Genomic DNA, 26210 nt, shown 5'->3' with positions numbered 1-26210 from the left:
AACGATTCACTCGTCCAGCATGTCGGCGGTGACATTGGCGTCGGTTCCCGGAATCCCGATCTCCTGCGCCCGCTTGTCGGCCATGGCCAGCAGCCGGCGGATCCTGCCCGCGATGGCGTCCTTCGTCATCGGAGGGTCGGCGAGCCGGCCGAGTTCGTCGAGGCTTGCCTGCTTGTGGCCGACCCGCAGCTCCCCCGCGTACCGGAGGTGCTCCGGGACGGACTCGCCGAGGATCTCCAGCGCCCGCTCCACGCGGGCCCCGGCGGCCACCGCTGCCTGCGCGGACCGGCGCAGGTTGGCGTCGTCGAAGTTCGCCAGCCGGTTCGCCGTGGCACGGACCTCCTTCCGCATCCGCCGTTCCTCCCACACCATGAGGGCGTCGTGGGCGCCCATGCGGGTGAGCAGCGCCGCAATGGTGTCCCCGTCGCGGATCACCACGCGGTCCACGCCCCGGACCTCCCGCGCCTTGGCGGCGATGCCGAGGCGGCGGGCGGCGCCCACGAGGGCCAGCGCGGATTCCGGGCCCGGGCAGGTCACCTCGAGGGAGGACGAGCGGCCCGGCTCGGTCAGGGACCCGTGTGCCAGGAACGCGCCGCGCCAGACGGCCTCGGCGTCGGCCGCGGAACCGTTGACGACGGCGGAGGGCAGCCCGCGCACGGGCCTGCCGCGGGTATCGAGCAGGCCCGTCTGACGGGCGAGGGACTCACCGTCGCGCACCACCCGAACCACGTAGCGGTTGCCGCGGCGCAGGCCGCCGCCGGACACAACGATGATTTCGCTGTTGTGCCCGTAGACCTCGGCAATGGCCGAGCGGACCCGGCGTGCCGTCGACGCGAGGTCGACCTCCGCTTCGATCACGATCCGGCCCGAAATGATGTGCAGCCCGCCGGCGAACCGCAACAGGGCGGACACCTCGGCCTTGCGTACCGAGGACTTTTTAACTTCGAGGTGCGAGAGCTCCTCTTTGACGTCCGCAGTCAGCGCCACCAGTTCACTCCTAGTTCTCCCCAAACATGTCTTTGTACGCCGTTGCGAGACGAAGCGGATCATGGACGGGTTTTCCGGTTGAAGAACCCACTTTACCCAGAACGGCCCGGCCCCCCATCCCGGCGACCGCCGCCTCGAACTGGGCACGGTCTCCCACGACCGCAGGATCGGCCAGCACGACGTCCACGGTGAACTCCGGCGCGTAGCGCTTGATCACGGCGAGGTGGTCCACGGCGGTCATGCCCTGGGTCTCCTTGGTGTCATTCGTCATATTCATCGTCAGGCACCGTTTGGCGGAGGTGCGGCAGAGCGCGTCACGGAGCTCGGGAAGCAGCAGGTGCGGCAGCACCGAGGTGTACCAGGAGCCCGGGCCGAGGATCACCCAGTCGGCCAGTTCGATCGCCTCGAGGGCGTCCTTGCAGGCCGGCGCCGCCTCCGGGAGCAGCCGGACGTTGCTGACATTCCCGCCCTCGGCGGCGACCGCCAGCTGGGCCTGCCCGACGATGGTCTTCACCCGCAGCCCTCCCCCGGACTCGGTGAGGATATCCCCCTCGATGGTCAGGGGCACGCTGGCCATCGGCACGACCTTGCCGCGGGCCCCCAGCAGCGCTCCGGCCCACTGCAGGCCCGCCACTGGGTCGCCGAGCAGCTCCCAGAGGGTCACGATGAGCAGGTTTCCCAGCGCGTGGTTATCGAGCGAGCCGTCGACGCCCTCGGTTGAGGTGAAGCGGTGCTGCATGACGTCGCGCCAGGTGCGGCCCCAGTCCGTGTCATCACACAGGGCGGCAAGCGCCATCCGCAGGTCCCCGGGCGGAAGCACCCCAAGTTCCCTGCGCAGCCGGCCGGAGGACCCGCCGTCGTCGGCGACGGTGACCACGGCGGTGAGGTCCTGGGTCAGCAGGCGCAGCGCGGACAGCGAGGCGGACAGCCCGTGGCCGCCGCCGAGCGCCACCACCGAGGGCGTCTTCTCCACCGGCTCCCCGTCGCGCCGGTTCGCCGTCGGAACAGGGATCAGGGGCAGCGGCCCCGAAAACAGTGCCACTATTCCCGCCCCAGGTCCCGGTGGTGGGAGGCCACCTGCACCCCGGGCAGCTGGGCGAGCCGCTGGGCGATCTCCTCGGTCACCGCAACGGAGCGGTGCTTGCCTCCCGTGCAGCCGACCGCGATCGTGGCGTAGTGCTTGTTCTCGCGGCGGTAGCCGTCGAGCACCGGGATCAGGGCGTTCACGTAGCGGCTGACGAAGTCCGCGGCGCCGGCGGCACCCAGCACGTACTCCCGCACGGGCTCATCGAGCCCGGTCTGCGGGCGGAGCTGCGGCACCCAGTGGGGGTTGGGGATGAACCGGACGTCGGCCACAAAGTTCGCGTCGACGGGGAGGCCGTACTTGAAGCCGAAGCTCAGCACATTGAGCCGCAGCACGATCGGCCCGGACTCCGAAAAGAGTTCGGTGACGGCGGTGGCCAGCGCGTGGACATTGAAGTCGGTCGTGTCCACCACGATGTCGGAAGCGTACTTCACCTCCTTGAGCACGTCCCGTTCGGCGGCGATGCCGTCAAGGATCCGGCCGTCGCCCTGCAGGGGGTGGGGGCGCCTGCCCTGTTCGAACCGGCGGACCAGTTCGGCGTCGTCGGCGTCAAGGAAGAGCACGCGGTAGTTGACCCCGGCCGCACGCAGCGCGGCGAGGGCGGCCTTGATGTCGTTGAACAGCTTCTTGCTCCGCACATCGATCACCACGGCGAGCTTCGGGATGGACTGGGGCATGCGGGCCACCAGCTCGGTCAGCGTCCCGAGCATCTGCGGCGGCAGGTTCTCGACGACGTACCAGCCGTGGTCCTCAAGCGCGTGAGCCGCCGTGCTGCGTCCGGCACCCGACATGCCTGTGACGACCAGCAGCTCCGATTCGGTGGGTTTGACCGGGGTCAGGCTGTCAGCCTCAGTCATGTATGCGTCCGTTCCGGCGTAGGTGGTGCGGATATGCTGCGCCGCAGGCAGCGGGCGCCGTCCTCAGCCTAGCTAAGAATCGAGGATCTCGCCCGTGGTCAGGTTCACAGCGGGAGCAGCGTCCTGCACCGCCCCGCCGGCCAGCCCGTTCCGGATGGCTTCGGCCATGGCCGGACCGATGCCCGGGACCTCCAGCAGGTCCTCCACCGAGGCTGCCTTCAGCTTCTTCACCGAACCGAAGTGCTTCAGCAGGGCCTTGCGTTTCGACGGCCCAAGCCCCGGGATTCCGTCGAGGGCCGACTCGGTCATCGACTTCCCGCGCTTCTGGCGGTGGAAGCTGATGGCGAAGCGGTGGGCCTCGTCACGGATGCGCTGCAGCAGGAACAGTCCCTCCGAGGCCCGCGGCAGGATGACGGGGAAGTCGCTGCCGGGCACCCACACTTCCTCGAGCCGCTTGGCGAGGCCGACGACGAAGACGTCGTCGATGCCGAGGTCCGCCAGCGCGCGGGAGGCCGCGGCCACCTGGGGCGGGCCGCCGTCGACGACGACCAGGTTCGGCGGGTAGGCGAACCGGTTCTTCGTCGTCGCCGTCGTGGTGTCCGCCAGTGGAACGGCCTCCGCCCCGTCATCCGCGCCGGGGGCCGCCAGGGAACCGGTGCCTTCCCCGTCGGCCGGGGAGCCGGTGCCGTTGCCGGTGTCCTCAGGCATGCGGCCGGCGAGGTAGTTCCGGAACCGGCGGTAGATCACGTCGTACATCGAGGCGGTGTCGTCGCGGGCGGCGTCGCCGGTGATGGAGAAGCGGCGGTATTCCGACTTCCGCGGCAGTCCGTCCTCGACCACCACCATGGAGGCGACGACATTGGTGCCGGAGACGTGGGAGATGTCGAAGCATTCGATGCGCATCAGCGGCTGCGGCAGCTCGAGCGCCTCCTGCAGTTCGGTCAGCGCCGCCGACCGCGTCGTAAGGTCCCCGGCGCGCCGGCTCTTGTGCAGGCGCAGGGAGTCCGCGGCGTTCTGCTGGACCGTGCCCATCAGGGTGGCCTTGTCGCCGCGGACCGGTACCCGCACGTCGACGCGTGCCCCGCGGAGTCCGCGCAGCCACTCTAGGACCTGCTCGGAATTGCTGGGCATCACGGGCACGAGGACCTCGCGTGGAATCCGGTCGTTGCCGGCTCCGCCCTCGCCGTACACCTGCTGCAGGAGGTGCTCCACCAGGTCGGGGGTATCCATGTCCTCGACCTTCTCCACGACCCAGCCGCGCTGGCCGCGGATGCGCCCGCCGCGCACATGGAAGACCTGCGCCGCGGCCTCGAGCTCGTCCTCGGTCAGGGCGAAGATATCGGCGTCGGTGTCCTCGCTGAGGACGACCGTATTGCGTTCGAAGACCCTCCGGAGCGCGGCGATGTCGTCCCGGGTCCGTGCCGCGGCTTCGTAGTCGAGTTCGGCGACCGAGGCGGCCATTTTCGATTCGAGCCCGGTGATGAAGCGCTTGGCCTCGCCCGACATGAATGCCACGAACTCTCCGGCGAGGGCCTTGTGGTCCTCCGGGGAGATCCGCCCGACGCAGGGCGCCGAGCATTTGTCGATGTAGCCCATCAGGCAGGGCCGGCCGGAGCGTTCGGCACGCTGGAAGATGCCGGTGCTGCAGGTGCGCACCGGGAAGACCCGCAGGAGCGTGTCAACGGTCTCCCGGATGGCCTTCGCGGGGTAGAAGGGCCCGAAGTACCGGGTGTCCTTCTTCTTATCGCCGCGCATCACCTGCACTCGGGGGAACTTCTCCCCCATTGTCACCGCCAGGTACGGGTAGGACTTGTCGTCCCTGAACATCACGTTGAAGCGCGGGTTGAATTCCTTGATCCACGTGTATTCGAGCTGGAGGGCCTCGAGTTCGCTTCCCACGACCGTCCACTCCACGCCGGCGGCGGTGTGGACCATGGCCCGGGTGCGGGGCATCAGCCCCTGCGGGTTCGCGAAGTAGGAATTGAGGCGGGAGCGCAGGTTCTTCGCCTTGCCGACGTAGACGACCCGGCCATGCTCGTCGCGGAACCGGTACACTCCGGGGTCCTGGGGTATTTCCCCCGCCTTGGGGCGGTAGCTTGCTGGGTTTGCCACAGCTCAATCCTATGTTCTTTGACCGGGCGGCCCTGACGCTTCAGCCCTGCGCGCACCGGTGCTGCGGTGCGGGCGCACCGGGCGGCGGAGCGGTGGGGCCCGCTATTCCGCGGGCGCGCCCTTGTTGTAGCTGGCGGAGCGCTGCTGCCCGCTGAGCGCGGCGATGGAGTCCATGATGGTGTCGGTGGCGCTGCGCCGGGCCGGCAGCGGATGGCCCGGTCCGGTCTTCTCGAAGTACAGGGGTGCGCCGATCCTCATGGTGAAGTGCTGGGGCCGGATGCCGTTGCTGCCCGCCGGCTGCAGCGCCTCGGTCCCGATCAGGCCCACCGGGACCACCGGCGCTCCGATGGTCAGCGCCAGCCAGCCCACGCCGGTCCGTCCCCGGTAGAGCAACCCGTCGCGGGACCGGGTGCCCTCCGGATAGATGCCGACGCCGCTGCCCTCCTCGAGCAGGTCGAGCAGGGTCTTCAGGGCCTGCACGCTGGCCGCCTGTTCGCCCCGCTGCACCGGAATCGAGCCGACACCCTCGAAGAAGGAGCGCATCATCGCCCCCTTGACGCCGGTGCCGGTGAAGTACTCGGCCTTCGCGAAGAACGCCACCCGGCGCGGCATCAGGGCCTGGATGAGGACGCTGTCGAGGAAGGAGAGGTGGTTGGCCGCGACGATGAACGGACCCTCGGCGGGGACATGCCCGAGCCCTTCAACGGTAGGCCGGCAGAGACCGGCAATGAGGCCGCGCGTGGTGCTGCGGGTGAGGTCATAGATTCCCACGCAGCACCTCCAGGAGCTTGTCTGCGCTGTCGACGACGGCGATCGCGCCGGCCTCCTCGAGCTCGCCGGGAGCGGCGAAGCCCCAGGACACCCCCACGCAGCCAAGCCCATTATCGGCCGCCCCGAGCACGTCGTGCGAGCGGTCCCCGACCATGATCGCGCGGCCGTAGCGGCCTGCGTGTTCCGCCAGCGCCGCAGCGATGATGGGCTTCTTTCCCGGAAGTGCAGCAGCGGCGCGTTCGTCCCGCGGTGCCCCGTGCACCGAGTCGAACAGCCCGATCATTCCCTGGGCCGTCAGCAGTTCCTCGGCGAGCCACTCCGGCTTCTGGGTGGCCACGGCCACCCGGGCCCCGTCCGCGCGCAGCGCGCGCACGCAGTCGGCGATCCCCGGGTAGGGGCGGCTCTGGGCCATGCCGATGGAGCGGTAGCCGGCGCGGTAGGCGCCCATCACCGGGTCGATGAGGTGCTCGGGTACGCCGGCGATGCTCCGCAGCGAGGTGACCAGTGCGGGGCCCACCATGCTCGAGAGCACGCGCGGGTCCGGCACGGGCAGCCCGTGCTCCCGCAGGGCCGCTTCGATGCCTCCGGTGATCGACCCGGCGGGGTCGATCAGGGTTCCGTCGAGGTCGAAGAGGACGAGCGCCTGCGAATTAGTCACCGGGCAAGTTTGCCACAACGCCCCCCGCCCCCCGCACTCCTATTCCCCGCGGGGAATGTTCAGGAGGACGCCGGGAGGATCTCCGCGAGGAAGGTGCCGGTGTGGCTCCTCTCGCTGCGCGCCACCTGCTCCGGAGTGCCGGTGGCGATGACCTCGCCGCCGCCGGAGCCGCCGTCGGGCCCGAGGTCGATCACCCAGTCCGCGCTCTTGATCACGTCGAGGTTGTGCTCGATCGTGATCACGGTGTTCCCCTTGTCCACCAGGCCCTGCAGGACCAGGAGGAGCTTGCGGATGTCCTCGAAGTGGAGGCCGGTGGTCGGCTCATCGAGCACGTACACGCTGCGGCCGTTGGAGCGCTTCTGCAGCTCGCTGGCGAGCTTGACGCGCTGCGCCTCCCCTCCCGAGAGGGTGGTGGCGGGCTGGCCCAGCCGGACGTAGCCGAGGCCTACCTCGACCAGCGTGTTCAGGTGCCGGGCGATGGGGCTGAACGCGGCGAAGAACTCGGCGCCCTCCTCGATCGGCATGTCGAGCACGTCGGCGATGGTCTTGCCCTTGTAGTGCACCTCGAGGGTTTCCCGGTTGTACCGGGCGCCGTGGCAGACCTCGCAGGGCACGTAGACGTCGGGCAGGAAGTTCATCTCGATCTTCAGGGTGCCGTCACCGGAGCAGGCCTCGCAGCGCCCGCCCTTGACGTTGAAGGAGAACCGCCCGGGCAGGTAGCCGCGGACCTTCGCCTCGGTGGTCTCGGCGAAGAGCTTGCGGATGTGGTCGAACACCCCGGTGTAGGTTGCGGGGTTGGACCGTGGCGTGCGTCCGATCGGGCTCTGGTCGACGTGGATCACCTTGTCGAGGTGGTCGAGGCCGTCAATGCGCTTGTGCCGCCCCGCGACCTGCTTGGCGCCGTTGAGCTTGTTCGCGAGCACCTTGTACAGGATGTCGTTCACGAGCGTCGACTTACCGGAGCCGCTGACCCCGGTGACCGCGGTCAGGACGCCGAGCGGGAAGGAGACGTCGAGCTTCTTCAGGTTGTTCTCGCGCGCGCCGACGACCTTCAGCTGGCGCGACCTGTCGATCTTCCGGCGCTTGGCCGGGATCTCGATCTTCCGGCGGCCCGAGAGGTAGTCGCCGGTGATTGACTTCTCATTGGTGAGCAGGTCCTTGAGCAGGCCGGAGTGGACCACCTCGCCGCCGTGTTCACCGGCGCCGGGGCCGATGTCGACGATCCAGTCCGCCTCGTGGATGGTGTCCTCGTCGTGCTCGACGACGATCAGGGTGTTGCCGAGGTTGCGCAGACGCGTCAGGGTCTCGATCAGGCGCCGGTTGTCACGCTGGTGCAGACCGATCGAGGGCTCGTCGAGCACGTAGAGCACCCCGACGAGGCCTGAGCCGATCTGGGTGGCCAGGCGGATCCGCTGGGCCTCCCCGCCGGAGAGGGTTCCGGCGGCGCGCTCGAGGTTGAGGTACTCGAGGCCGACGTCGAGCAGGAAGGTCAGGCGGGCCTGGATCTCCTTGAGGACCTGGTTGGCGATCTGCGCCTCGCGCCCGGTCAGGACGAGGTTGTTCAGGAAGTCGCTGCAGTCGCGCATCGGCATGGCCGCCACCTCGGCGATGGACCTGCCGTTGATGAGCACCGACAGTGACGCCGGGTTGAGCCGCGCGCCGCCGCATTCGGGGCACGGGATCTGCCGCATGTACTCCTCGTACCGGTCGCGGGCGTGGTCCGACTCGGTTTCGAGGTGCTTGCGGTGAATGTACTGCACGGCCCCCTCGAAACCCGTGCTGTACTTGCGCTCACGACCGAAGCGGTTGCGGTACTGCACCACCACTTTGTGGTCCTTGCCGTACAGGGCCGCCTCGCGGGCACGGTCCGGAAGCTTGCGCCACGGGACGTCCATGCTGAAGTTCAGTTCCTTCGCCAGTCCTTCGAGGAGCCGGGTCCAGTATTCGAGGGTGGCGGTGCCGAGGGACCAGGGGGCGATGGCGCCTTCGGCGAGGCTGAGGTCAGGATTCGGGACGACGAGTTCCTCGTCGACCTCGAGCTTCGTTCCGATGCCGGTGCAGACGGGGCAGGCACCGAACGGGTTGTTGAAAGAGAAGGACCGCGGCTCGATCTCGTCGATGGCCAGCGGGTGCTCGTTGGGGCAGGCGAGGTGCTCCGAGAACGCCCGGACCCGCTTGGCGTCGTCGTCGGGCAGGTCGACGAAGTCGGCCAGGACGCGCCCCTCGGCGAGCTTCAGGGCGGTCTCGACCGAATCGGTGAGCCGCTGGGAGATGCCCTCCTTGACCACGAGGCGGTCGATCACCACCTCGATGGTGTGCTTGAACTGCTTGCCAAGCTTCGGCGGGTCGGTCAGCTGGATGAGTTCGCCGTCGACGCGGGCGCGGGAGTAGCCCTTGGCCGAGAGTTCCTGGAACAGGTCGACGAACTCGCCCTTCCGGCCGCGGACCACGGGCGCGAGGATCTGGAAGCGCGTTCCCTCGTCGAGTTCGAGCAGCTGGTCGACAATCTGCTGCGGGGTCTGCTTGGCCACCGGCTCGCCGCAGATGGGGCAGTGCGGGCGGCCCACTCGCGCCCAGAGCAGGCGCATGTAGTCGTAGATCTCGGTGATGGTGCCCACGGTGGACCGCGGGTTCTTGCTCGTGGACTTCTGGTCGATCGACACCGCCGGCGAGAGGCCCTCGATGAAGTCGACGTCGGGCTTGTCCACCTGGCCCAGGAACTGGCGTGCGTAGGCCGAGAGCGACTCGACGTACCGGCGCTGGCCCTCGGCGAAGATCGTGTCGAAGGCGAGGGATGACTTCCCCGACCCGGAGAGCCCGGTGAAGACGATGATGGCGTCCCGGGGCATGTCGAGGTCGACGTTCTTGAGGTTGTGCTCGCGCGCACCTTTCACGACGAGGCGCGACAGGTCAGGGTGCGGAATCAACGGGTCAGCAGAGTGCTGTTCCAGGGAGTTGGCTATAGACACCGTTCCACTGTAATTCAATCCCGCTTCGAAGACATATTCGAATACGGTTTAATTCGCGCCACACCGGTGCGACGCGCCGGACCGGTTCACGCTCGGCGCAATGCCGCCCGCAGATAGGCCACGGCTTCGTCTTCCTTGAGCCCGCTGGCCTTGACGATGCGGGCGTAATCCGCCGCCCCCTCGGCGGCCCGCCGCCGGGCCTCATCCCCGGCCGCGGCGATCACCGTTCCGGCGCGGGATCGGGTCACCACGATCTGCGCCCGCTCCAGCTCGCGGTACGCGCGGGCGACGGTGTTTGCCGCGACTCCCAGATGCGCCGCGAGGGTCCGCACCGGGGGCAGGCGCACGCCGACGGCAATGCGCCCGCTGTTCGCCGCCTCGACGATCTGCTGGCGCAGCTGCTCATAGGGCGGATACGGGCTCGAGGGATCGAGTTTCAGCCATTCGGGTATTTCACTCTCCACTGCTGCCCCCTTCCGCCGGGCGCGGCGGCCCCTGAAGTGCCGCGCATGCCGAACCGCCCCTCCGGGGCCCTGTTACGTGCACAATACCGCGAACGGGACGTCGGCTGAGGTGCTCGGCCGCTATGCGCCCCAAGGTGAAGCCCGCCCCCATCGGAGCGTTCGGGCCGCCGCTCCTGGCCTAGGGTGGGTCCATGATTCTTGCCGAGCTTTCATCAGTGGTGATCCGCCGGCTCGTGGTGGGCGAAATGGACAACAACGTGTACCTGCTCACCGCCCGGGGATCCGGGCAGCAGGTGCTGATCGATGCGGCCGACGATGCGCCCGCCCTCGCCGGCCTGCTGGCGGAGGGTGCCCGGGACACCCCCGCCGCCGCCCGGCTTGTCCTCGTGGCTACGACGCATTCTCACTGGGACCACGTGCGGGCGCTGGCCGCGGTCGTGGAGGCGACCGGGGCACGCACGGCCGCCGGCGCCGCCGACGTCCCCGCCATCGAGGTGCCGACCGACGTGCCGCTCGAGCACGGCGACGTCGGCACCTTCGACGGGTTCGATCTGGAGGCCATCCACCTCCGCGGACATACGCCGGGCTCCGTGGCCCTGCTGTACCGCGACCCGGAGGGCCCGGCGCACCTTTTCACGGGCGATTCGCTCTTCCCCGGCGGGCTGGGCAACACCCAGGGCGACGCCGACCGGTTCGCTTCGCTGTTCGCCGACGTGAAGGAGCGGGTGTTCGACTTTCTTCCCGATGACACGTTGGTCCATCCCGGCCATGGGAAGGGGACGACGCTGGGCGCCGAGCGGCCGCACCTCGCGGAGTGGTTCGAGCGCGGCTGGTAGAGGTGCCGCCGGCCTCACGGCTGCGGAACGGCAGGCGGGGCCGGCCGAACGCGCTCCGGGCCGGATTTACGGCCGGAGCCATTCCAGCCGGCGCGGGCTGAACCCGAACTCCTCCCGCGCGCGGCGGTTGCTCGCACCCCTCATCTTCGTCGCGTAGAACACCCCGTCCGCGTCTGTCGCCTCGGTGATCGGGTACTCGGCCGGCTCGACACCCCCGGCGAAGGCACTGAAGGTCCGCATGACGTCCCGCATGGGAAGGGGGTCGCTGTCGGTAACGTTCACCACCCCGGTCGCCTGGGACTCGACGGCGACCCGCGCCGTGAACTCCGCCGCGTCGTCCACATGGACAAATGACCAGATCCCGGAACCGGAGCCAAGCACGCCCAGCTGCCCGGCCCGTGCCTGCTCGCCCATGTCGCCGTCGGGCGAGTACCAGGTTCCCGGGCCATAGTAGAAACCGTACCGAAGGACGAGCCCGGTGGTGCCCTCGGGAAGGGACCGGATCCGGTCTTCGACCTGGAGGAAGGCTGCGGCGCTTCCGTCGACCAGGGGCGGTCCGTCGGCGACGAAGGGCTCCGATTCCTCAGCGAGCCCCTCTCCCGGCCGGTAGAAGTAGGAGCCCGACTGAGCGATGAAACGTGTCGCTCCCGCGGCGAGGGCGGCCTTCTGAACATTCGCTCCCCCGAGCACCCGGACCTCGTTGGAGCTGGCGAGGGTGTCGCGCATCGCCTGCGGCGAGTAGTGCCGCGGCAGGGCCGTGAGTTGGTCGATCACGACCTCGGGCCGCACGGCCGCGACCGCGCGTGTCACATCCGCCAGGTCGAGCACGTCCGCGATAACCGGCGTCGCGCCGTCAGCCGCGATGCGCGCGGCGCCCTCGTTTGCCCGAGCAATTCCCCACACCTCATGACCCCAGGAGACGAGGTGACGGACGATGGGACGTCCGATGGCGCCGCCGGCGCCGGCCACTAGTACACGCATTTTTTCCTCCAGTTGAACCTATGGCGCCCGAGCGGGCGTTCCGGGACTCAGTGTCGGACTGCAGGCAGGAGGGTGCCAACGGAATGGGACGATCCCACCCGTTTCGTTCCACCGCCCGTGGGGAGGTACCGGGGCGGGAGCCGTTCAGGCATGGGAAGGATACTGCGGCCGGTTAACGCAGAAGTCCCGGCCCCTACCCGGGACCGGGACTTCTGCCTTCGTTGCGGGGACAGGATTTGAACCTGTGACCTCTGGGTTATGAGCCCAGCGAGCTACCGAACTGCTCCACCCCGCGGCGTAGTAAGAACGCTACAGCCCGGCGGTCGAATTAGCGAATCCGCCCGGCGCATCCGGGCGTCCGCTGGTTCGTGCCTTGCTGGCAGAGTGCCCGCTACTGCGCTCTTTCCTCTGCAGCGAGATCCCAGGGGTGGGCTCCCGCGGCGGCCGCCCCGAGCGACTCGACCACCGACCGGGTGCGCTCCTTGACCGCCTGCTCGTGGCCGGGCGTCGAACACGACCCGGCAGGGCGGTCCGGGCCCAGCGCGCACCACCGGTAGGGGTTCGACACGATGACCGACGGAAGCCAGGCGAGGTCACTGACCGACCACTGCCCGGTCTCGTCCCGGCTGAATCGCGCGCGGACCGCCAGGCCCTCGTTGTTCACGTCGTAGACCGGGGACAGTTCGGTCACCGCGTTGCCCAGCCCGTAGGCGATCCACGTGCCGTTGTACTTCTCGATCGGCAGGACCGAATGCGTGTGGTGCCCGTAGATAAAGTCGATCAGCCCGCTGTCGGCGAGCGCATGAGCGGCCTCGGTCTGCTGTGCGTTGGGCACGGAGGCGTACTCGTCCCCGGCGTGGAGGGCTGCAAGGACGACGTCGGCGCCCTGCTCCCGTGCCGCCCGGGCCTTGGCGACCATCGCCGGGACGTCGAGCAGGTCGACCCGCCACGGCTGGTCGGGCATCTGGCCGTTGAGGGCGTAGGTGGCCTCAATGAGGGCGACCTTCGCGTCCGGCGTATCGAGGATCAGGGGCTGTTCCGCGTCTGAGGCGCTGGCATAGGAACCCGTGTGTTCAAGGCCGGCCGCGTCGAGGGCGGCGAGGGTGCGCAGCACTCCTGCGGGTCCGGCGTCGAGGGTGTGGTTGCTAGCCGAGGTGCAGACGTCGTACCCGACCTCCCTGGCCGCGGTGAGGATCTGGGGCGGCACGTTGAACGTCGGGTAGCCGGTATAGGGCCCCTCCGGGTCTGACACCGGGGTCTCCAGGTGGCACACCGCAAGGTCAGCCGCCGCGAGGTACGGACGCTGGCCGGCGAGGAGCGGTTCAAAGTCGAGCGGCGTCCTGCCGGTGACCGCGGCGTCCGCTGCCGCCTGGTCCCACAGCTGGGGGTGGACCAGCAGGTCCCCCGTGACGACGACGTCCAGGCAGTTGTCACAGGCCTCCTGCGAAGGAGAGGATGCACCCGGCGGTGCCGGAGCAGCGGAGCCGGCCGGTGCCTCCCGGTCACCTGAGGCGCCGGGCAGGCAGCCGGAGCAGAGCAGCGCGAGGCTGATCAGGGCGGCGGTGCCGTAGGGCGCTCTCCGTCGGGCGCGCGGTGGCTGGCTGCGTGAAATGGGGTCTCCTCGGGGTGATAACGCCCATGATAGGTCCCCGCGGAGCCAAGGCAGTCCCAGCCGTTCTCGACGGTGTTCAGTTCTCGACGGTGTTCAGTTCTCGACGGTGTTCAGTTCTCGATGGTGTTCAGTTCTCGATGGTGTTCAGGCAGGACCCTCCGGGGAGAAGCGGAGCCACAGCACACCATGGGGCTCGAGGCCGAGCCCGGCCGTCACTGCCATCTCCTGGCCCGAGATGAGGTCGACGGCGGAACCGGGCAGGCCGGAGAGTGTCTCCGCGGTGACTTCCTGTCGGGAGTCGGCAAAGTTCGCGAGGACCAGGACCACTGAGGGCTTCGCCCCGGGCGCACCCGGCCGCTGGTACCCCAGGACGGACGGGTTGTTGGTCCCGAAGGGCACCAGCCGGCCGCCTGCAAATTCCGGGGTGGCGGCCCGGACCCGGATCAGGTGCTGCAGGCCTTGAAAGATCGCCCCCGGCGCGGTGGCCGGATCAGCCCTCAGCGCGTAGCGGGCCGCCGGGTAGTCGGGCCTCCCGACCCACCGGCTGTCCCCGGCCTTGCCCGGGTCCTGCGTGTACCCATAGTCGTTGAGCTGGCCCACCTCATCCCCCAGGTAGATCAGCGGGATGCCCCCCGTGCTGAGCACGATGGCGTGGGCGAGCAGGATCCGGCCCACGGCGCCGGCGTCGCCGGCCTCCAGCCCGGCCAGCGACGCCGTCGTGCCCGAGATGCGGCAGTCCCCGGTGCGCGGGTTCTCCTGGAACGGCACGCCGCGGGCGAAGCTGCCAGGGAAACGGTTGACGAAGAACGCATTGAGGAAGCGCCGGTGGTCGTACCCGCCGATGCCGAACTCGGCTGCATCCTCATCGGAGAAGGTCCAGCCGATGTCGTCGTGGCTGCGCACATAGTTCACCCAGGCGGCGCCGGGCGGAATGGCGTGGCGCCGCTCGAGGGCCTGGGCCAGAAGGGAGACCTCCCGGGTGGCCAGGCTGTTCCAGATCAGTGCCATCTGCAGGGGGTTGTAGCTCAGCTGGCACTCCCCCGGGCTGATGTACTGCACCACCTCGTCCGGATGCACGATCGCCTCGGACTTGAAGAGCAGTGACGGCGCCGCGAGCCGGCAGACCGCGTTGAACGCCTGGAGGAGGAGGTGCGCTTCGGGCAGGCTCTCACAGGCGGTGCCCAGCTGCTTCCACACGAACGCCACGGCATCCATCCGCAGCACCTCCACGCCCTGGTTGGCGAGGAAGAGCATCTCCTGCGCCATCGCCCGGAAGACCGCGGGGTTGCGGTAGTTCAGGTCCCACTGGAACGAATGGAAGGTGGCCCAGACCCAGCGCCCGTCGGGCAGCGGCACGAAGGACCCTGGATGGTCGTCCGGGAAGATTTCGCGCACGGTGCGTTCATACGCATCCGGCATCTGCCGGTCCGGGAAGATCCAGTAGTACTTTTCGAATTCCGGGTCGCCGGCGAGCGCCTTCCGGGCCCACTCGTGTTCGTTCGAGGTGTGGTTGAAGATGAAGTCAACGACGAGCGAGATGCCGTTCGCCCGAAGTTCGGCGGCGGTCGAGGCGAGTTCCTCAATGGTGCCCAGGGCCGGGTTCAGCTCCCGGTAGCTGGAGACGGCGTAGCCGCCGTCGGAATTCGACTCCGGCGCGAGGAACAGCGGCATGAGGTGAAGGTAGGTGAGGCCCAGTTCACGGAAGTACGGAATGCGCGCCCGAAGCCCGGAGAGGTCGATGGCGTACAGGTCGACGTAGCAGACCCCGCCCAGCATCCGGTTGGACTGGAACCAGTCCGGCGCCGCGGCCCGGTCGGCGTCGAGCGCCTTGAGCCCGGCGGGCCGCCGCTGCCACGCCTCGGCCGCCTCCGCCGCCAGCAGTACCAGCTCGTCGTCAGCGCCACCGCCGTAGATTCGGCGGAAGAGGGACCGCAGGCGGGGGAATTCGCTGCGGAACCGTGCCTCGAAGGAGTCCCAGTCGGCGTCCGGGGTCCCCGGACGCCGGGCCGCCAGGACCTCCGCGGGAATGGACTCTTCACCGAGGTGCTTCTGGAAAACCATGGGCACAGCCTATTGCAGGCGCACCGACCGCAGGGCCGGAGGCAAAGGCACACCCGGCGCCGCCTTGACGGGCGGTCGGAGGCGTGCCCTGCGCGGGTGCCGTCCTGCACCGGGAGCGGGTGCACGGGCCCCGTCCCCGGACGCCAGCCGGGATCCTGGTCCCCCGGACCCGCACGGGACGACGGGAAGCGGTCCCGCCATACGCCCGCCCGCGCTAGGGTGAGGCATGCCCTTCCGAGCGCCCTGGCTGCGTTCCGCCGTCTTCGGTGGAACGCTCCTGCTCGCCGGCGGCTGCGGTGCGCCCTTCGGTGCCGGATGTACCGCGGTAGGGGCGGTCGATGGCGTCTCGACCACCGTTGCAGCCGACTCTGTCCGCGGGGTCGCCGCGCTCGAGCTGGAGATTTGCCGGGAGGGCCGGTGCACGAAAGCCGACGTGGCGCTGAGTGCGGGAACGGTGTCCGTTGACCAGGGCTGCGACGACGACGGAATCTGCGCCGCGTCGGCCAGCCCGGACGGCACCTTGGTTGGTTTCGCACCGCTGGACCTTTCCGCAGGCGAGGTGGAGATCCGGGCAACGGCCACCGGTCGGGATGGGCAAACGCGGGTGCTTGCTCCGGTCCGCGCCACCGCGGAGGTGGTCCGTCCCAACGGCCCCCAGTGCCCCGGAGAGGCGCACCAGCTCGCCCTCACCCTCGACAGCGAAGGCCTTTCAACGCGCTGAGGGCTTCGGGATCGGGCCTGCCTACGGTGTGACCTCCCTCTGCGCGGCCTCGGCCAGGGACCGGAGCACGCGCCGGTCCTCATCGGTGAAGCCTCTCGGATTCTGGTCGATGACGCAGATCGTGCCGATGGTCCACCCGCCCGGACCCAGCAGCGGGTGCCCCGCGTAGAAGCGGATGTGGGGCTCGCCGACCACGAGCGGGCTCGCCTTGAATCGATCATCGGCGAGGGTGTCACACACCACCATGGGCCCGGCACTGCGGATCGTCTGGTTGCAGAAGGTGCTTTCCCGCTCGAGGTTCTGGCCGACCGCGCCGATGACCGATTTGAGGAACTGCCGGTGCTCGGCGATCAGTGCCACGATCGACGAGGAGACACCGAAATGCTCGCGGGCCCGCCGCGTGATCCGGTCAAAGCGTTCCTCCGGCGGTGAATCAAGGAGGCCCGTCTCAAGCAGGGCCCGCATCCGCTGGGCCTCAGCCTGCTCCGCCGTGAGGAAGACCGCACCTGCCGCGCCGAGTAACTCGAGGGGATCGTCGGGATCCGCCCGTGCTGCACGGCTCGTTCCATTCCGGGGCTCCGCCCCGCCGCTACCTCCACCGGAATCCGGCAGCTCCCGGCCGGTCTCCTCAAGGGCCTCGCGCAGTGTGTGGGAGAGGATGTCCCGTTCGAGGGAGGGAATGCTCTGGAGCCCCTGCAGGTACGCATCGATCTCTATCTGGGCGAGCGAACCTCCGAGGGCGAAGTACCGGATCCACAGCTCCTCGGCGTCGAGTCCTGCCTCGGATGCCGCACGCGACGCCAGCTCCTGCTGCCTCTGCTCATCCACCGAAGAACCTCGAATGCGTTGCGGGCCCGGCGGCGGTGCCGGGCCCTGGAATCAAGACCGCGGACCGGCACGCGGTCCACCTCCGAGGCTATTTCACGCCCGGGTTGCAGGAAAGCCAAAGGTTCACCGGGCGGGATCCGGAAAAAAGTTTTGGGCACCGCTCCCGATGAGCTAAACGGCGGGTCCTGGCCCTAAGCTGATGCAATGCGGAAAGATGCGGGAAGTGATTCGGTGGCGCGCCAGCTCCAGCAGCTGATTCTTAAGTCCGGGAACGTCGAACTGTTCCTTGAAGCGTTCGCCTCCCACACCGCAACCATCCTCGAACCTGGGGTCCAGACGCAGTGCGGAATTACGCTCAAGCGCAACGACCGGGCCACCACCGTGGCCAGCAGCAGCGTCGCCGCAACCGAGCTCGACGAGGTCCAGTACGGCTACGGCGACGGGCCCTGCCTGACCGCGATCCGCACCGGGGAGACCGCCGTCGTGCAGGATACGCGCACTGATCCCAGGTGGCCCGAATACCTCACCGCGATCGAGGGCCGCGGCTACTTTTCAGTCCTCGGGGTACCCCTGATGACCGGTGGGGACGGCGGCGCCGCGGTGAACCTGTACGCGGAGGCCCCCGGTGTCTTCACCGCCGACATCGTGAGTCAGGTCGAGGAGTACGCGGCGGAAGCGGCAAGCACCCTCGAACTCGCCCTGCAGCTGGCCGCGCACAAGGATGCCGCCGCGAACCTGCAGGCGGCAATGGAGTCTCGCACGAACATCGACATCGCGGTCGGGATCATCATTGCCCAGAACCGCTGCACCCAGCAGGAGGCCATCCAGATCCTCCGACGGGCCTCAAGCCACCAGAACGTCAAACTCCGTGTCCTCGCTGAACAGCTGGTGCAGTCGGTCGCGACGGCGCCCGCAACCACCCACTTCACCAACTAGCCCCGCCGGTGCGGCGCTGATGACGCCTCCGTGCCTTCCGAAAGCGACCCCGTGACCCTGCCGCGCCCCCTCACCGCCGCGCTCGGCTATGCGCCGGGGTTCCTGGTCATGGCGGCCGCGGTTGCCCTCGCCGTCCTTCTGGCGAACCTTCAGGGATTCGCCGGTGCCCTGGTCATCGCCCTCGGGCTGGGCCTGCTCATGCGGAACAGCGGACTTCTCCACCCTCGCCTGAACCCGGGCATCCGCGCGGCCACCAAAAGGTTCCTTCGCCTTGGCGTGGTGGTGCTGGGCCTTCAGCTTTCCCTCCCGGAGATCGTGGGCCTTGGCCTGCCTGTGCTCGGTCTCATCGTCGCCTCCGTGTTCGTCAGCTTCTTCCTCACCCGGTACATCGGCGAGCGCCTGGGCCTGAGCCGGGCCGCGTCCACCCTGATGGCCGCCGGGTTCTCCATCTGCGGCGCCTCGGCGATCGCCGGGATGCAGAGCATCGTAGACGCGGACGACGACGAGGTGGCCAGTGCCGTCGCCATGGTGACGCTGTACGGCTCCGCGGTGATTCTCGGGCTTCCGGTGGTGGGCGGCCTCCTGGGGCTGTCCGAGGAGACCTTTGGCCTGTGGTCGGGCCTGGCCGTGCACGAGGTGGCCCAGGTGGTGGCGACCGCGAGCACCGCCGGCGCTGCGGCCCTGGCGGTGGCGACGGTCGTGAAGCTCGGCCGGGTTGTCCTCCTGGCGCCGGTGGCCGCCCTGGTCTCCTTCGGGATCAGCCGCTCGAAGGAACACCCGCGCGCGGCCGGCACCGGCTCGACGCCGGCCGTACCCCTCTTCGTCGTCGGGTTCCTGGCGCTGGTCCTTGTCCGTTCCACCGGCCTCGTCCCGGCCCCGGTGCTGCAGGGCGCTTCGGTCACGGCCACGCTCCTGCTGGCGGCCGCGATGTTCGGCCTTGGCGCCGGAATCCACATTCCCCAGCTGGCCCGCACCGGCGGGCGCAGTCTGATCCTCGGCGGCGTATCGACGGTCTTCCTCGGGGCGGTCACCCTCGCCGGTGCCGTCCTGGTCACCGCCTAGGAGCCCTGCGCTGCCGGGACCGGCTTCGGACCGGCGGACCGCCTTCCGGCGTCAGAAGCCCGTCTGGTAGCCCCGCAGACCGGTGTCGTTCGGATTTACGGGCCGGTCCTCGGCGGGGCGCGTGTGGTCGTAGTGCCGGTCGGAATAGGTCCGGGGCCTTCTCATCTCCGCGGCGGAATACCGGCGGCCAGCGATCAGGGCCACAGCCCCTGCCAGCAGGGCGGCCGCTCCGAGCCCGAGGAGGGTCAGGGCTTCTGCGGCACTGCCGCTGCCGCCGAACGTGGCCCGGTTGAAGGCATCGATGCCCGGCACTAGAAGGGCCGCGGCGAGGACAAGTGTGCCGGCCCCCGCCACGGTAAGCCACAGCCCGGGTTGAGCCGGGCGCCTGTTGCTGGTCATTGGTTCCACCTCGGGGCGGGCCGTTGGGACCCCACCTGCGCCCAATGTACCTCCGAAAGAGCTTCCCGAACAGGGCGGCCGGACCGGGTGGACCGGCGGTCCCTTCGCTGCCTTTGCGTCTCCCCCTCCGGGGCACAGTGGCCCATCGACGCGGCATGTCCCGTACCCGGAGCGATTGGTAGGGTCGATCTATGGCTGACTACGATCCGCGTCTTGTGCGGCTCTACGACACAGACAATCCCGGGGGCGCGGACCACGACTTCTTCCGCACCCTCGCCGACGAGGTGGACGCCCGTTCGATTGTGGATTTGGGATGCGGAACGGGCGTGCTTACCGTAGCGCTCGCCGCGCCCGAGCGGACGGTGGTCGGGATCGACCCCTCGTCGTCGATGCTCACATTCGCCCGCGCCCGACCTGGAGCGGAGCGGGTGTCCTGGCGTCTGGGCGACTCGGGGACCATCGGCGGGGCCGAGGCCGACCTCGTGGTGATGAGCGGCAACACCGCCCAGCACATAGTCGGCATGGCCTGGCACCGCGCCCTGGCCGACATCTACCGCGGCCTCCGCCCGGGGGGATCCCTCGCGTTCGAGCGGCGCAACCCGACCGCCAGGGAGTGGGAACACTGGACGAGGGACAAGACCTACAGCACCCGTCAGACAGCGGTAGGCGACCTGGTGGAATGGTTCGAGGTCACGTCCGTCGGGGAAACAGGCGATGTCGCCTTCACCAGCCACAACCTTCTGACCGCGCCGGGTGAGCAGGCACCTGAGACGATCACGGAACATGCGACCCTGGCCTTCCGCGGGATCGACGAGGTCACAGCCGATCTCGGTGCAGCGGGCTTCACCTCGGTAGAAGCCTGGGGTGGGTGGCACCGCGAGCCGATGGCGGCCACCAGTCCCCTGATGATCTTCCAGGCCCGGCGGCCGGAGAGCGGGATCCGCGGTACGGTAAACCTGCGCGTCCCCGGCTGACCCGCAGGCAGGTTCAAAAACTGGTGGGTACCAGCAACGTGATGCACCCGCAGGCGCCCTTCGCGTCCCTACCCGGACAGCGCCGCAAGGAGCTCCCGCTCCTCGTCGCGGGTGAGTCCAGCCCTTCGCGGGCTGTCGGGCCCCTGTGCCTCCTCCCACTCCAGGGCCGCCTTCAGCGTTTCCTCGAGGGGGCGCAGCACCAGGCCCGCGTCCAGCGCGCACTTATTGGACCGGGCGTTCATCCCCTGCCAGTCCGGATCGCTCAGCCACAGGGGCAGCGAACGGGGACCTGCCCACTCGCCCACACCCCGAGCGTGCAGCCACGGCGCGTCCGCCGTCACCACCGGTCCGTCGTGCCGGGCGACCCGGCGGGCCGCGGCGATATGGTCGGCGAAGGACCAGCTATGCCCCATGGCGTTGTACACCCCGCTGCGCTGCTCCTGGCAGCAGGTGACCACCCACGCCGCGAGGTCCCGGACGTCGATAACCTGCGTGGCCAGATCCTGCGCTTCCGGGATCAGCACCGACCCGCTGGGGTTGGAGGGGTGCGCGAACCGCAGCGGCCAGTACCCGGTGCGGCCGGACCCGTCGCCGGGTCCTCCAATGAGTCCGGCGCGGGCGATCATGCTGTGTGCGGGGCCGAAGGCTTCCACCACGGCCTGCTCACATGCCACTTTGGCTGGCCCGTAAGCCTCCATGGTGTCCATGACGTCGGAGTCGAGGGGTGGCAGGAGGGGCGCGTCCTCGTCCTGGCCGGCCGGGCCCTGATCCGCATAGGCGCTGCCCGAGGAGACGAAGAGGTAGTAGCCGGCGTTCCGGAGATCCCGGACCGCGCGCCGGACCTGGCCGGGCTGCCGGGAGACGTCCACGACGGCATCCCAGCGGCCTCCGGCCACCCGACGAAGCCCTGCATCGTCGTCGCGGTCGACGTCCACAAAGGACGCACCGCCGGGAACCGCACCTGAGCGTCCCCTCGCGGCACAGGTCACCTCATGGCCGCGCTCCACCGCATGCCGGGCGATCTCGTGGCCGAGCCAGGCGGTACCGCCAAGGACAAGTAGTTTCATTCGGCCATCAAATCAGCTGGGCTGCCCCGGCGGAAGGCCATCTCACCAGGACGTGCTGTAGGGCTCCGACCAGAGAATCGCCGTCAGGGTGACGCCCTTGAACCAGGCGGTGTACATCGCATCCAGTTCCTCGGCATCCGAGGTTCCTTCAGCGAGGAACGGGCGCATCGTCGCCGTCAGGGGGACGATGAACCCGATCAGGTACCGCATCCTGACCTCGGCTGCCGGAGACTCCACCGCATCGGTGACGTTCTTCTTCGCGGAGGTGTGGCGCAGGCCCACCTCGTGCTGGTAGTTCAGCCAGTCCTGATCGTGCTCGCGTGAACACAGATCGACGACCCAGACCTTGAAGCGCTCACGCACCGCCGAAAGGTAGTCCGGATCGGGGCTTCCGTCGGCGCCGGCGAAGCTCTCGATGAGGAACGGGTGGTTACCGACGTAGCCGTACCAGACGTCGAGGATCTCGTCGGTGCGTGGCTCAAGGATCGGTCGGGCCCGAAGGAGTGCCTGCCGGTCGGCGTCCGTCCACAGGATGGCTTCTTCGATCTTCCGAAGGTCGTCGAGTGAAACGGGGCTGGTTTCCAGATCCGCACTGCCATAGGTGTAACCGCGGGGTCCGTTCATGGCGGCCCTTCCTGAGTAGCGGGGGGAGGCCGGTCAGCGGCGGTGGCCTGCGTGGAATGGGAACCGGACCGGCCGGGGTCGGTGCCCGACGGGGCCGGGCGGGTCGTGCACCTCCGCGGGTCCTCCCGCTGAGAATGCAACCTACGCCTCCGCCCCGGGCTGATCTTCGCGCAGGAGGAGGGGCGCGTATGCCGTGGTCCGCGCAGCGGCGCTGACGGTCCTCGTAGTCTAAATTCGCCCTGAATGGAAATCAAAGAATGACAGGGCGCCGATGCCCGCCTGCCCAGCGCTCAGGCGCCGAACCGGTCCAGCGCGACGCGGTAGTGGGGCCAGTACCGGGGGCCGGCCGGCAGCAGCGGAAGCGTGCGCCGGCTTGCCCACTGGAGGGCGCACAGGGCGGTCCGGTCGCGGTGCCGCCACGGAAGTCCGTAGGCGTCCCGCACGGCAGGCGGGAGCACTCCGGCCGCAAGCACCCTGGCTGCGGCCCGTGCCGGTGGTGCCAGGATCGGCGGGTCGGGCGCAAGGATCTGCCCTGCGAGGGCCGAGGCCGTCGGCCCGACGCTCAGGACATCGCGGACCTGGCCGTCCACATACCGCGCCAACCCGGAATAGTCCTTAGGGAGCACCCGGGCGGGGATTCCGAACTGGTGCGCCAGCCCGGTCATGTCGCGGTAGTACGCATCCCGTTCGGCCTCCGGGACCGGGCGGGCGAAACCGTCCGTGACGGTGACCGCCGTCCAGACGAGCGTCGCGAACACCCAGAGTGCCAGGTCCGGATCGTCTGCGCGGTAGGGCGTTCCTGCCGGCAGCGGACCCTCCGTGTCGGGCAATGTTCCGCGCACCGGGCGGTGTCGGCGATGGACGTGCCGGGCGGCGGCGCGTACCTGGTTCTGGTCACCGAAGGTGATGGTCAGGACGGCGTCCAGGGTGCCCCGCAGCCGGCGCAGCGGGTCGGAGGAGAAATTGCTGTGGGCCCGAACCCCTTCCGCGACCAGCGGGTGTGCCAGCTGCAGCAGGAGGGCGGCCGGGCCCGCGGCGAGCAGGATCCGCTCCCTGCCGATACGCCACGCCGCCGACGCCGGGCCGAAGAGGCCTGGGTCCCCGGGTTGCCCCGCCGGCGGAGCCGGGGGGAAAAACGCTTCCATCCTAGGCATTGAAGCCCCCTGTGCAGGCGACACCGCGGCGCGGGGCGGGCGTCCGGGCCCCGGTCACTGGCCTTCTGCCTGCTTCGGGGCGGCATTGAAGGGTGTGGAGGTGCCCGGCGCTCCCGGATCCCCGGGGTCGTCGTCGACCCACTCCAGCAGGTCACCGGGCTGGCAGCCGAGCACCCTGCACATGGCCTCCAGGGTCGTGAATCGAACCGCCTTGGCCCGGCCGTTCTTCAGCACCGCCACATTCGCCGGCGTCAGGCCGATCCTTTCGGCGAACTCGCCCACGCTCATCTTCCGCTTCGCCAGTTCAACATCGATCCGCACCACAATGGCCATCAAATCACCTCGTCCAGCTCCGTGCGGAGCTTCCGCGCTTCAGCGTCCCGGTCCACGGCCTGGGCGAGCAGCGCCCTCAGCACCAGCACTATCAGGGCCACGGCGGCGATCATGACCGCCACTCCCCCGATCAACAGGACCACCCCGGGTGCGACCGCCTCGCCGGGGGCGAGGGCGACGCCCAGCCCGAAGGTGAGCAACGATGCCGCGGTGAAGGCGCCGATGACGATGTCGACGAGCCGGAAGGCGCTTGAGGAAAACACGGTTCCCCGCCGCACCATCGTCAGCAGCCCCCCCACACAGACCACCGCCGCCTGAAGGGCGAGGATGATCAGCACCGTGAGGACGACGAGCGGAGTGCGGATCGCCGCCACGTCGGGATCGGCTTCGCGCAGGTCCACCCCGAGCAGGGGAACCATCACAATCTGAACGAACAATGACCCCGCGAACATCATCACAAGCACGACGCGCAATGCGATGACCGTTAGATTTCCCATTTTTTCTCCCTTAGCCGTCCAACAATCTAAAGATATCGATCATCAATAGAAATTACAAGACTTACGACAGGTACATACCCCACGCGCGCCCCCTCGCGAACGGCCGAGCGGCCCAGCCGCTCCGGGCCGGCGCTGGCGGAGATCCGGCGAAACGGGCGCCCACCACGGCGGCCACCGGGGCCCGCTGCGTGTAAACCTAGAGCGTGAACGGATGTTCACCGAGCGAAGAGGCGGAACGGCATGGCACGGAACTACGAAGGAACCACTGCGCTCATCACGGGAGCCAGCTCCGGGCTCGGTGAGGAGTTCTCCCGGCAGCTGGCCCACCGCGGAGCGGACCTCATCCTCGTGGCGCGCCGCGCCGACCGGCTTGAGGCACTGGCGGAGGAACTGCGCCGGGCGACGGGAAGGACCGTCACCGTCATTCCCGCCGACCTCGCCCGGGCGGGAGCGGGACCGGCGCTCGCCGCCGCGGTGGCGGCGAAGGGCCTGAGCGTCGACACCCTCGTCAACAATGCGGGGTTCGCCACCCGCGCACGCTTCGAGGACGAGGATCCGGAGAGGGTCCAGGAGGAGATCGCCCTGAACGTCGCGGCCCTGGTCGGCCTCACCCGCGCCTTCTATCCGGCCATGCTCGCCTCCGGGAAGGGAGTCCTGATCAACATCGCCAGCACCGGCGCCTACCAGCCGGTGCCCCTAATGGCGGTCTACGGGGCCACGAAGGCGTTTGTCCTCAGCTTCACCGAGGCCCTCTGGGTCGAGGCCCGGCGTTCGAACCTTGGGGTGCTCGCCTTATCGCCAGGGGCCACGCGCACTGAATTCTTCGACGTCGCCGGGGAGGACGCTCAGGTGGGATCGATGCAGGCTCCCTCCGAGGTCGTTACGCTGGCGCTGACCAAGCTCGACCGGCGCAGGTCCGCGCCGAGCGTCGTCTCGGGAAGGGCGAACCGGCTGACCGCCTCCGCTCCGCGGCTCCTTCCGCGCCGGACCGTTGCGCGTCTGGCCGGGGCGGTCACCGGACGGAGGTAGGCCTCGCTTCCCCCGGAAAGCGGGAACCGCGCCTTGCGGCGAAAAGCCCGGGTCAGATGGGCGGCGGATCGTGCCGTCGGTTGATCCGGTCCCCCTCGGAGGTCAGGTCGGTGCCTGGATCCACGCTCAGGGCCTCGAGGACGGGCTCGGCCAGCACCGCGTCGATGAAGGTGTGCCTCCCGCCGACGATTGTGGAGTCGAAGTCGACCTCCGAACCGACGAACCAGGCCCGGTCCCTGGGCCAGATCAGCTGGGGCATCGGACCGGGGATGCCGCCGAACCAGCCGATGCCTGCCCGCAGCGGCCAGGTGGGGTCGGTCAGCTCGTCCGCGGTGGCGTCGAGCAGGATGTAGCGCCGGCCGGGCAGCTCGAGGTACGGCCCTCCGGCCAGGGCAAGGGCTACAGCGGGGTCGACCGCCGCCGCATACGCGGACCCCGCCTCGTCGCGGGCAGTCCTTCGGTCCCGGCCCGAAGCGCCCGCCCGGGTGAAAGGCACCAGATCCGCACCGGCCACGTCCCAGCCGGACCACAGCCCAAGCGTGAGCGGCGCAGCGGTGGTGGCTGTCCCGCGTGCCATTGTCATCAACACCGCCAGGAGCTCCGGTTCCAGATACCCGGAGGCGGGCGCGTCGACGTCCCACCCGCCAGGCAGTCGAAGGGTACTGTCCGCGCCACCGGCGATCCTGGCCCACTGCACCTGCGGGTGGATGACCGCCCCCGTGTGCGCGGCAACCCGCTCCCAGGACCATCGGGTGTGCGCGGCCGGAAACTCCGCACCTGGCCCTGTGGTGGCCCAGGGCCCTGTGGTGACCCGGGGCGGGTGGAGCACCCGCGCGTATGCCTCGAAGCCGGCGGGCACCACGCTGCCGACCGATCCCGCCCGTCCTGAAAGCCGGGGACCGATCCAGCCCCCGCGCCCCGTTTCCCCCGACCACCGCATAGGGAGATGGTGCCATACCGGTGGGCACTGCCCGCCCTGGGCGCGGACCGGTTGCCTCCACGGCGATCACGTAACACGTCTATCGAAGTAGAACGACCTGTCTGTATAGTGGAAACCAGAACGCAGCTCAGAATTTCCCTGCCGTTTACTGAGGGTCTCACTGCTGAAGGATTTCTCATGGGCGCCACCGGCTTCCACAGAGCACCGCAGCCTCAAACGCGCCGCGGGCCCGGGCCTCTCTCCCGCAATGCAGC

At 69.2% G+C, this 26210-nt stretch carries 25 protein-coding genes and 1 tRNA gene; 6 read left to right on the top strand and 20 right to left on the bottom strand.

The features are described 5' to 3' along the window. Window positions 1–6: 6 nt before the first annotated feature. The 8 genes from whiA to GVV77_RS03260 all read right to left on the bottom strand — a co-directional run bounded on the left by whiA (window position 7) and on the right by GVV77_RS03260 (window position 9902). Window positions 7–987, bottom strand: coding sequence for a DNA-binding protein WhiA (gene whiA, locus GVV77_RS03295; protein WP_120168237.1), 981 nt, complete (start codon window positions 985–987; stop codon window positions 7–9). 10 nt (window positions 988–997) lie between these two features. After that, window positions 998–2029, bottom strand: coding sequence for a gluconeogenesis factor YvcK family protein (locus GVV77_RS03290; protein WP_159616353.1), 1032 nt, complete (start codon window positions 2027–2029; stop codon window positions 998–1000). Continuing rightward, window positions 2029–2928 carry an RNase adapter RapZ gene (gene rapZ / locus GVV77_RS03285; protein ID WP_159616352.1) on the bottom strand — a complete coding sequence of 300 codons (900 nt, stop codon included), beginning with the start codon at window positions 2926–2928 and terminating at the stop codon, window positions 2029–2031. Before rapZ ends, GVV77_RS03290 begins: the two co-directional genes overlap by 1 nt. A 72-nt stretch (window positions 2929–3000) precedes the next feature. Then, a complete protein-coding gene (uvrC, locus tag GVV77_RS03280; protein ID WP_159616351.1) occupies window positions 3001–5040 on the bottom strand; it encodes an excinuclease ABC subunit UvrC in 2040 nt (679 codons plus the stop codon). Between the two features lie 102 nt (window positions 5041–5142). Then, window positions 5143–5811, bottom strand: a complete 669-nt coding sequence (locus GVV77_RS03275; protein ID WP_159616350.1) for a lysophospholipid acyltransferase family protein — start codon at window positions 5809–5811, stop codon at window positions 5143–5145. Further along, window positions 5798–6469: an HAD hydrolase-like protein gene (locus tag GVV77_RS03270; RefSeq protein WP_159616348.1), complete on the bottom strand. Its 672-nt coding sequence runs from the start codon at window positions 6467–6469 to the stop codon at window positions 5798–5800. Before GVV77_RS03270 ends, GVV77_RS03275 begins: the two co-directional genes overlap by 14 nt. 59 nt (window positions 6470–6528) lie before the next feature. Beyond that, the gene (gene uvrA / locus GVV77_RS03265) at window positions 6529–9432 is read right to left on the bottom strand and encodes an excinuclease ABC subunit UvrA (RefSeq protein ID WP_281350578.1); all 2904 of its coding nucleotides are present in this window, start codon (window positions 9430–9432) and stop codon (window positions 6529–6531) included. 92 nt (window positions 9433–9524) lie between these two features. Beyond that, entirely contained in the window at window positions 9525–9902 is a 378-nt protein-coding gene (locus tag GVV77_RS03260; protein ID WP_246199612.1) for a GntR family transcriptional regulator, read from the bottom strand. A gap of 191 nt (window positions 9903–10093) precedes the next feature. Here GVV77_RS03260 and GVV77_RS03255 point away from each other — a divergent pair, with 191 nt between their 5' ends. Further along, a complete protein-coding gene (locus GVV77_RS03255; protein ID WP_159616345.1) occupies window positions 10094–10738 on the top strand; it encodes an MBL fold metallo-hydrolase in 645 nt (214 codons plus the stop codon). Window positions 10739–10804: 66 nt separating this feature from the next. Here GVV77_RS03255 and GVV77_RS03250 read toward each other — a convergent pair whose 3' ends face one another. From GVV77_RS03250 to GVV77_RS03235, 4 genes are all read right to left on the bottom strand, one after another. Further along, window positions 10805–11719, bottom strand: coding sequence for an NAD-dependent epimerase/dehydratase family protein (locus tag GVV77_RS03250; protein WP_159616344.1), 915 nt, complete (start codon window positions 11717–11719; stop codon window positions 10805–10807). A 221-nt stretch (window positions 11720–11940) separates the two neighbouring features. Further along, a tRNA-Met gene (locus GVV77_RS03245) sits at window positions 11941–12014 on the bottom strand. Window positions 12015–12110: 96 nt separating this feature from the next. Beyond that, the gene (locus GVV77_RS03240) at window positions 12111–13100 is read right to left on the bottom strand and encodes a CapA family protein (protein WP_425483339.1); all 990 of its coding nucleotides are present in this window, start codon (window positions 13098–13100) and stop codon (window positions 12111–12113) included. Window positions 13101–13475: 375 nt separating this feature from the next. Beyond that, window positions 13476–15392, bottom strand: coding sequence for an alpha-amylase family protein (locus GVV77_RS03235; RefSeq protein WP_159616343.1), 1917 nt, complete (start codon window positions 15390–15392; stop codon window positions 13476–13478). 226 nt (window positions 15393–15618) lie between these two features. Between GVV77_RS03235 and GVV77_RS03230 the strand changes: the two genes are divergently transcribed. Continuing rightward, a complete protein-coding gene (locus GVV77_RS03230) occupies window positions 15619–16113 on the top strand; it encodes a hypothetical protein (protein WP_159616342.1) in 495 nt (164 codons plus the stop codon). Between the two features lie 21 nt (window positions 16114–16134). Here GVV77_RS03230 and GVV77_RS03225 read toward each other — a convergent pair whose 3' ends face one another. Next, window positions 16135–16941 carry a GAF domain-containing protein gene (locus GVV77_RS03225; RefSeq protein WP_159616341.1) on the bottom strand — a complete coding sequence of 269 codons (807 nt, stop codon included), beginning with the start codon at window positions 16939–16941 and terminating at the stop codon, window positions 16135–16137. Between the two features lie 204 nt (window positions 16942–17145). Here GVV77_RS03225 and GVV77_RS03220 point away from each other — a divergent pair, with 204 nt between their 5' ends. Together GVV77_RS03220 and GVV77_RS03215 are read left to right on the top strand one after the other, a co-directional pair. Continuing rightward, window positions 17146–17877 (top strand): GAF and ANTAR domain-containing protein, encoded by a 732-nt coding sequence (locus GVV77_RS03220; RefSeq protein ID WP_159616340.1) that lies wholly within the window; start codon window positions 17146–17148, stop codon window positions 17875–17877. Window positions 17878–17907: 30 nt separating this feature from the next. Beyond that, window positions 17908–18939: a YeiH family protein gene (locus tag GVV77_RS03215; protein ID WP_201293164.1), complete on the top strand. Its 1032-nt coding sequence runs from the start codon at window positions 17908–17910 to the stop codon at window positions 18937–18939. 51 nt (window positions 18940–18990) lie between these two features. On the opposite strand, the gene GVV77_RS03210 is transcribed toward GVV77_RS03215, so the two are convergent. Continuing rightward, the gene (locus tag GVV77_RS03210; protein ID WP_159616339.1) at window positions 18991–19338 is read right to left on the bottom strand and encodes a hypothetical protein; all 348 of its coding nucleotides are present in this window, start codon (window positions 19336–19338) and stop codon (window positions 18991–18993) included. 191 nt (window positions 19339–19529) lie between these two features. On the opposite strand from GVV77_RS03210, the gene GVV77_RS03205 reads away from it, so the two are divergent. After that, entirely contained in the window at window positions 19530–20312 is a 783-nt protein-coding gene (locus GVV77_RS03205; protein WP_159616337.1) for a class I SAM-dependent methyltransferase, read from the top strand. A gap of 68 nt (window positions 20313–20380) precedes the next feature. Here GVV77_RS03205 and GVV77_RS03200 read toward each other — a convergent pair whose 3' ends face one another. The 5 genes from GVV77_RS03200 to GVV77_RS03180 all read right to left on the bottom strand — a co-directional run bounded on the left by GVV77_RS03200 (window position 20381) and on the right by GVV77_RS03180 (window position 23987). Then, complete coding sequence (locus tag GVV77_RS03200) at window positions 20381–21379, bottom strand: NAD-dependent epimerase/dehydratase family protein (RefSeq protein ID WP_159616335.1); 999 nt, start codon at window positions 21377–21379, stop codon at window positions 20381–20383. A gap of 42 nt (window positions 21380–21421) precedes the next feature. Further along, the gene (locus GVV77_RS03195; protein ID WP_159616333.1) at window positions 21422–22003 is read right to left on the bottom strand and encodes a protoglobin domain-containing protein; all 582 of its coding nucleotides are present in this window, start codon (window positions 22001–22003) and stop codon (window positions 21422–21424) included. 290 nt (window positions 22004–22293) lie between these two features. Further along, window positions 22294–23148 (bottom strand): oxygenase MpaB family protein, encoded by an 855-nt coding sequence (locus GVV77_RS03190; protein ID WP_159616331.1) that lies wholly within the window; start codon window positions 23146–23148, stop codon window positions 22294–22296. Window positions 23149–23211: 63 nt separating this feature from the next. Beyond that, window positions 23212–23490, bottom strand: a complete 279-nt coding sequence (locus GVV77_RS03185; protein ID WP_159616329.1) for a helix-turn-helix domain-containing protein — start codon at window positions 23488–23490, stop codon at window positions 23212–23214. Further along, entirely contained in the window at window positions 23490–23987 is a 498-nt protein-coding gene (locus GVV77_RS03180; protein WP_159616327.1) for a DUF2975 domain-containing protein, read from the bottom strand. The genes GVV77_RS03185 and GVV77_RS03180 overlap by 1 nt, the downstream gene beginning before the upstream one ends. A 240-nt stretch (window positions 23988–24227) precedes the next feature. Between GVV77_RS03180 and GVV77_RS03175 the strand changes: the two genes are divergently transcribed. Beyond that, on the top strand, window positions 24228–25016 hold the full coding sequence (locus GVV77_RS03175; protein ID WP_159616325.1) for an SDR family NAD(P)-dependent oxidoreductase: 789 nt from the start codon (window positions 24228–24230) through the stop codon (window positions 25014–25016). Window positions 25017–25068: 52 nt separating this feature from the next. Here GVV77_RS03175 and GVV77_RS03170 read toward each other — a convergent pair whose 3' ends face one another. Beyond that, entirely contained in the window at window positions 25069–25956 is an 888-nt protein-coding gene (locus GVV77_RS03170; RefSeq protein ID WP_159616323.1) for a hypothetical protein, read from the bottom strand. Window positions 25957–26210: the final 254 nt, after the last annotated feature.

This window comes from Arthrobacter zhaoguopingii, from assembly GCF_009828605.1.
Lineage (GTDB): Bacteria > Actinomycetota > Actinomycetes > Actinomycetales > Micrococcaceae > Arthrobacter_D > Arthrobacter_D zhaoguopingii.
This window is presented reverse-complemented; position numbering and strand designations above follow the sequence as displayed.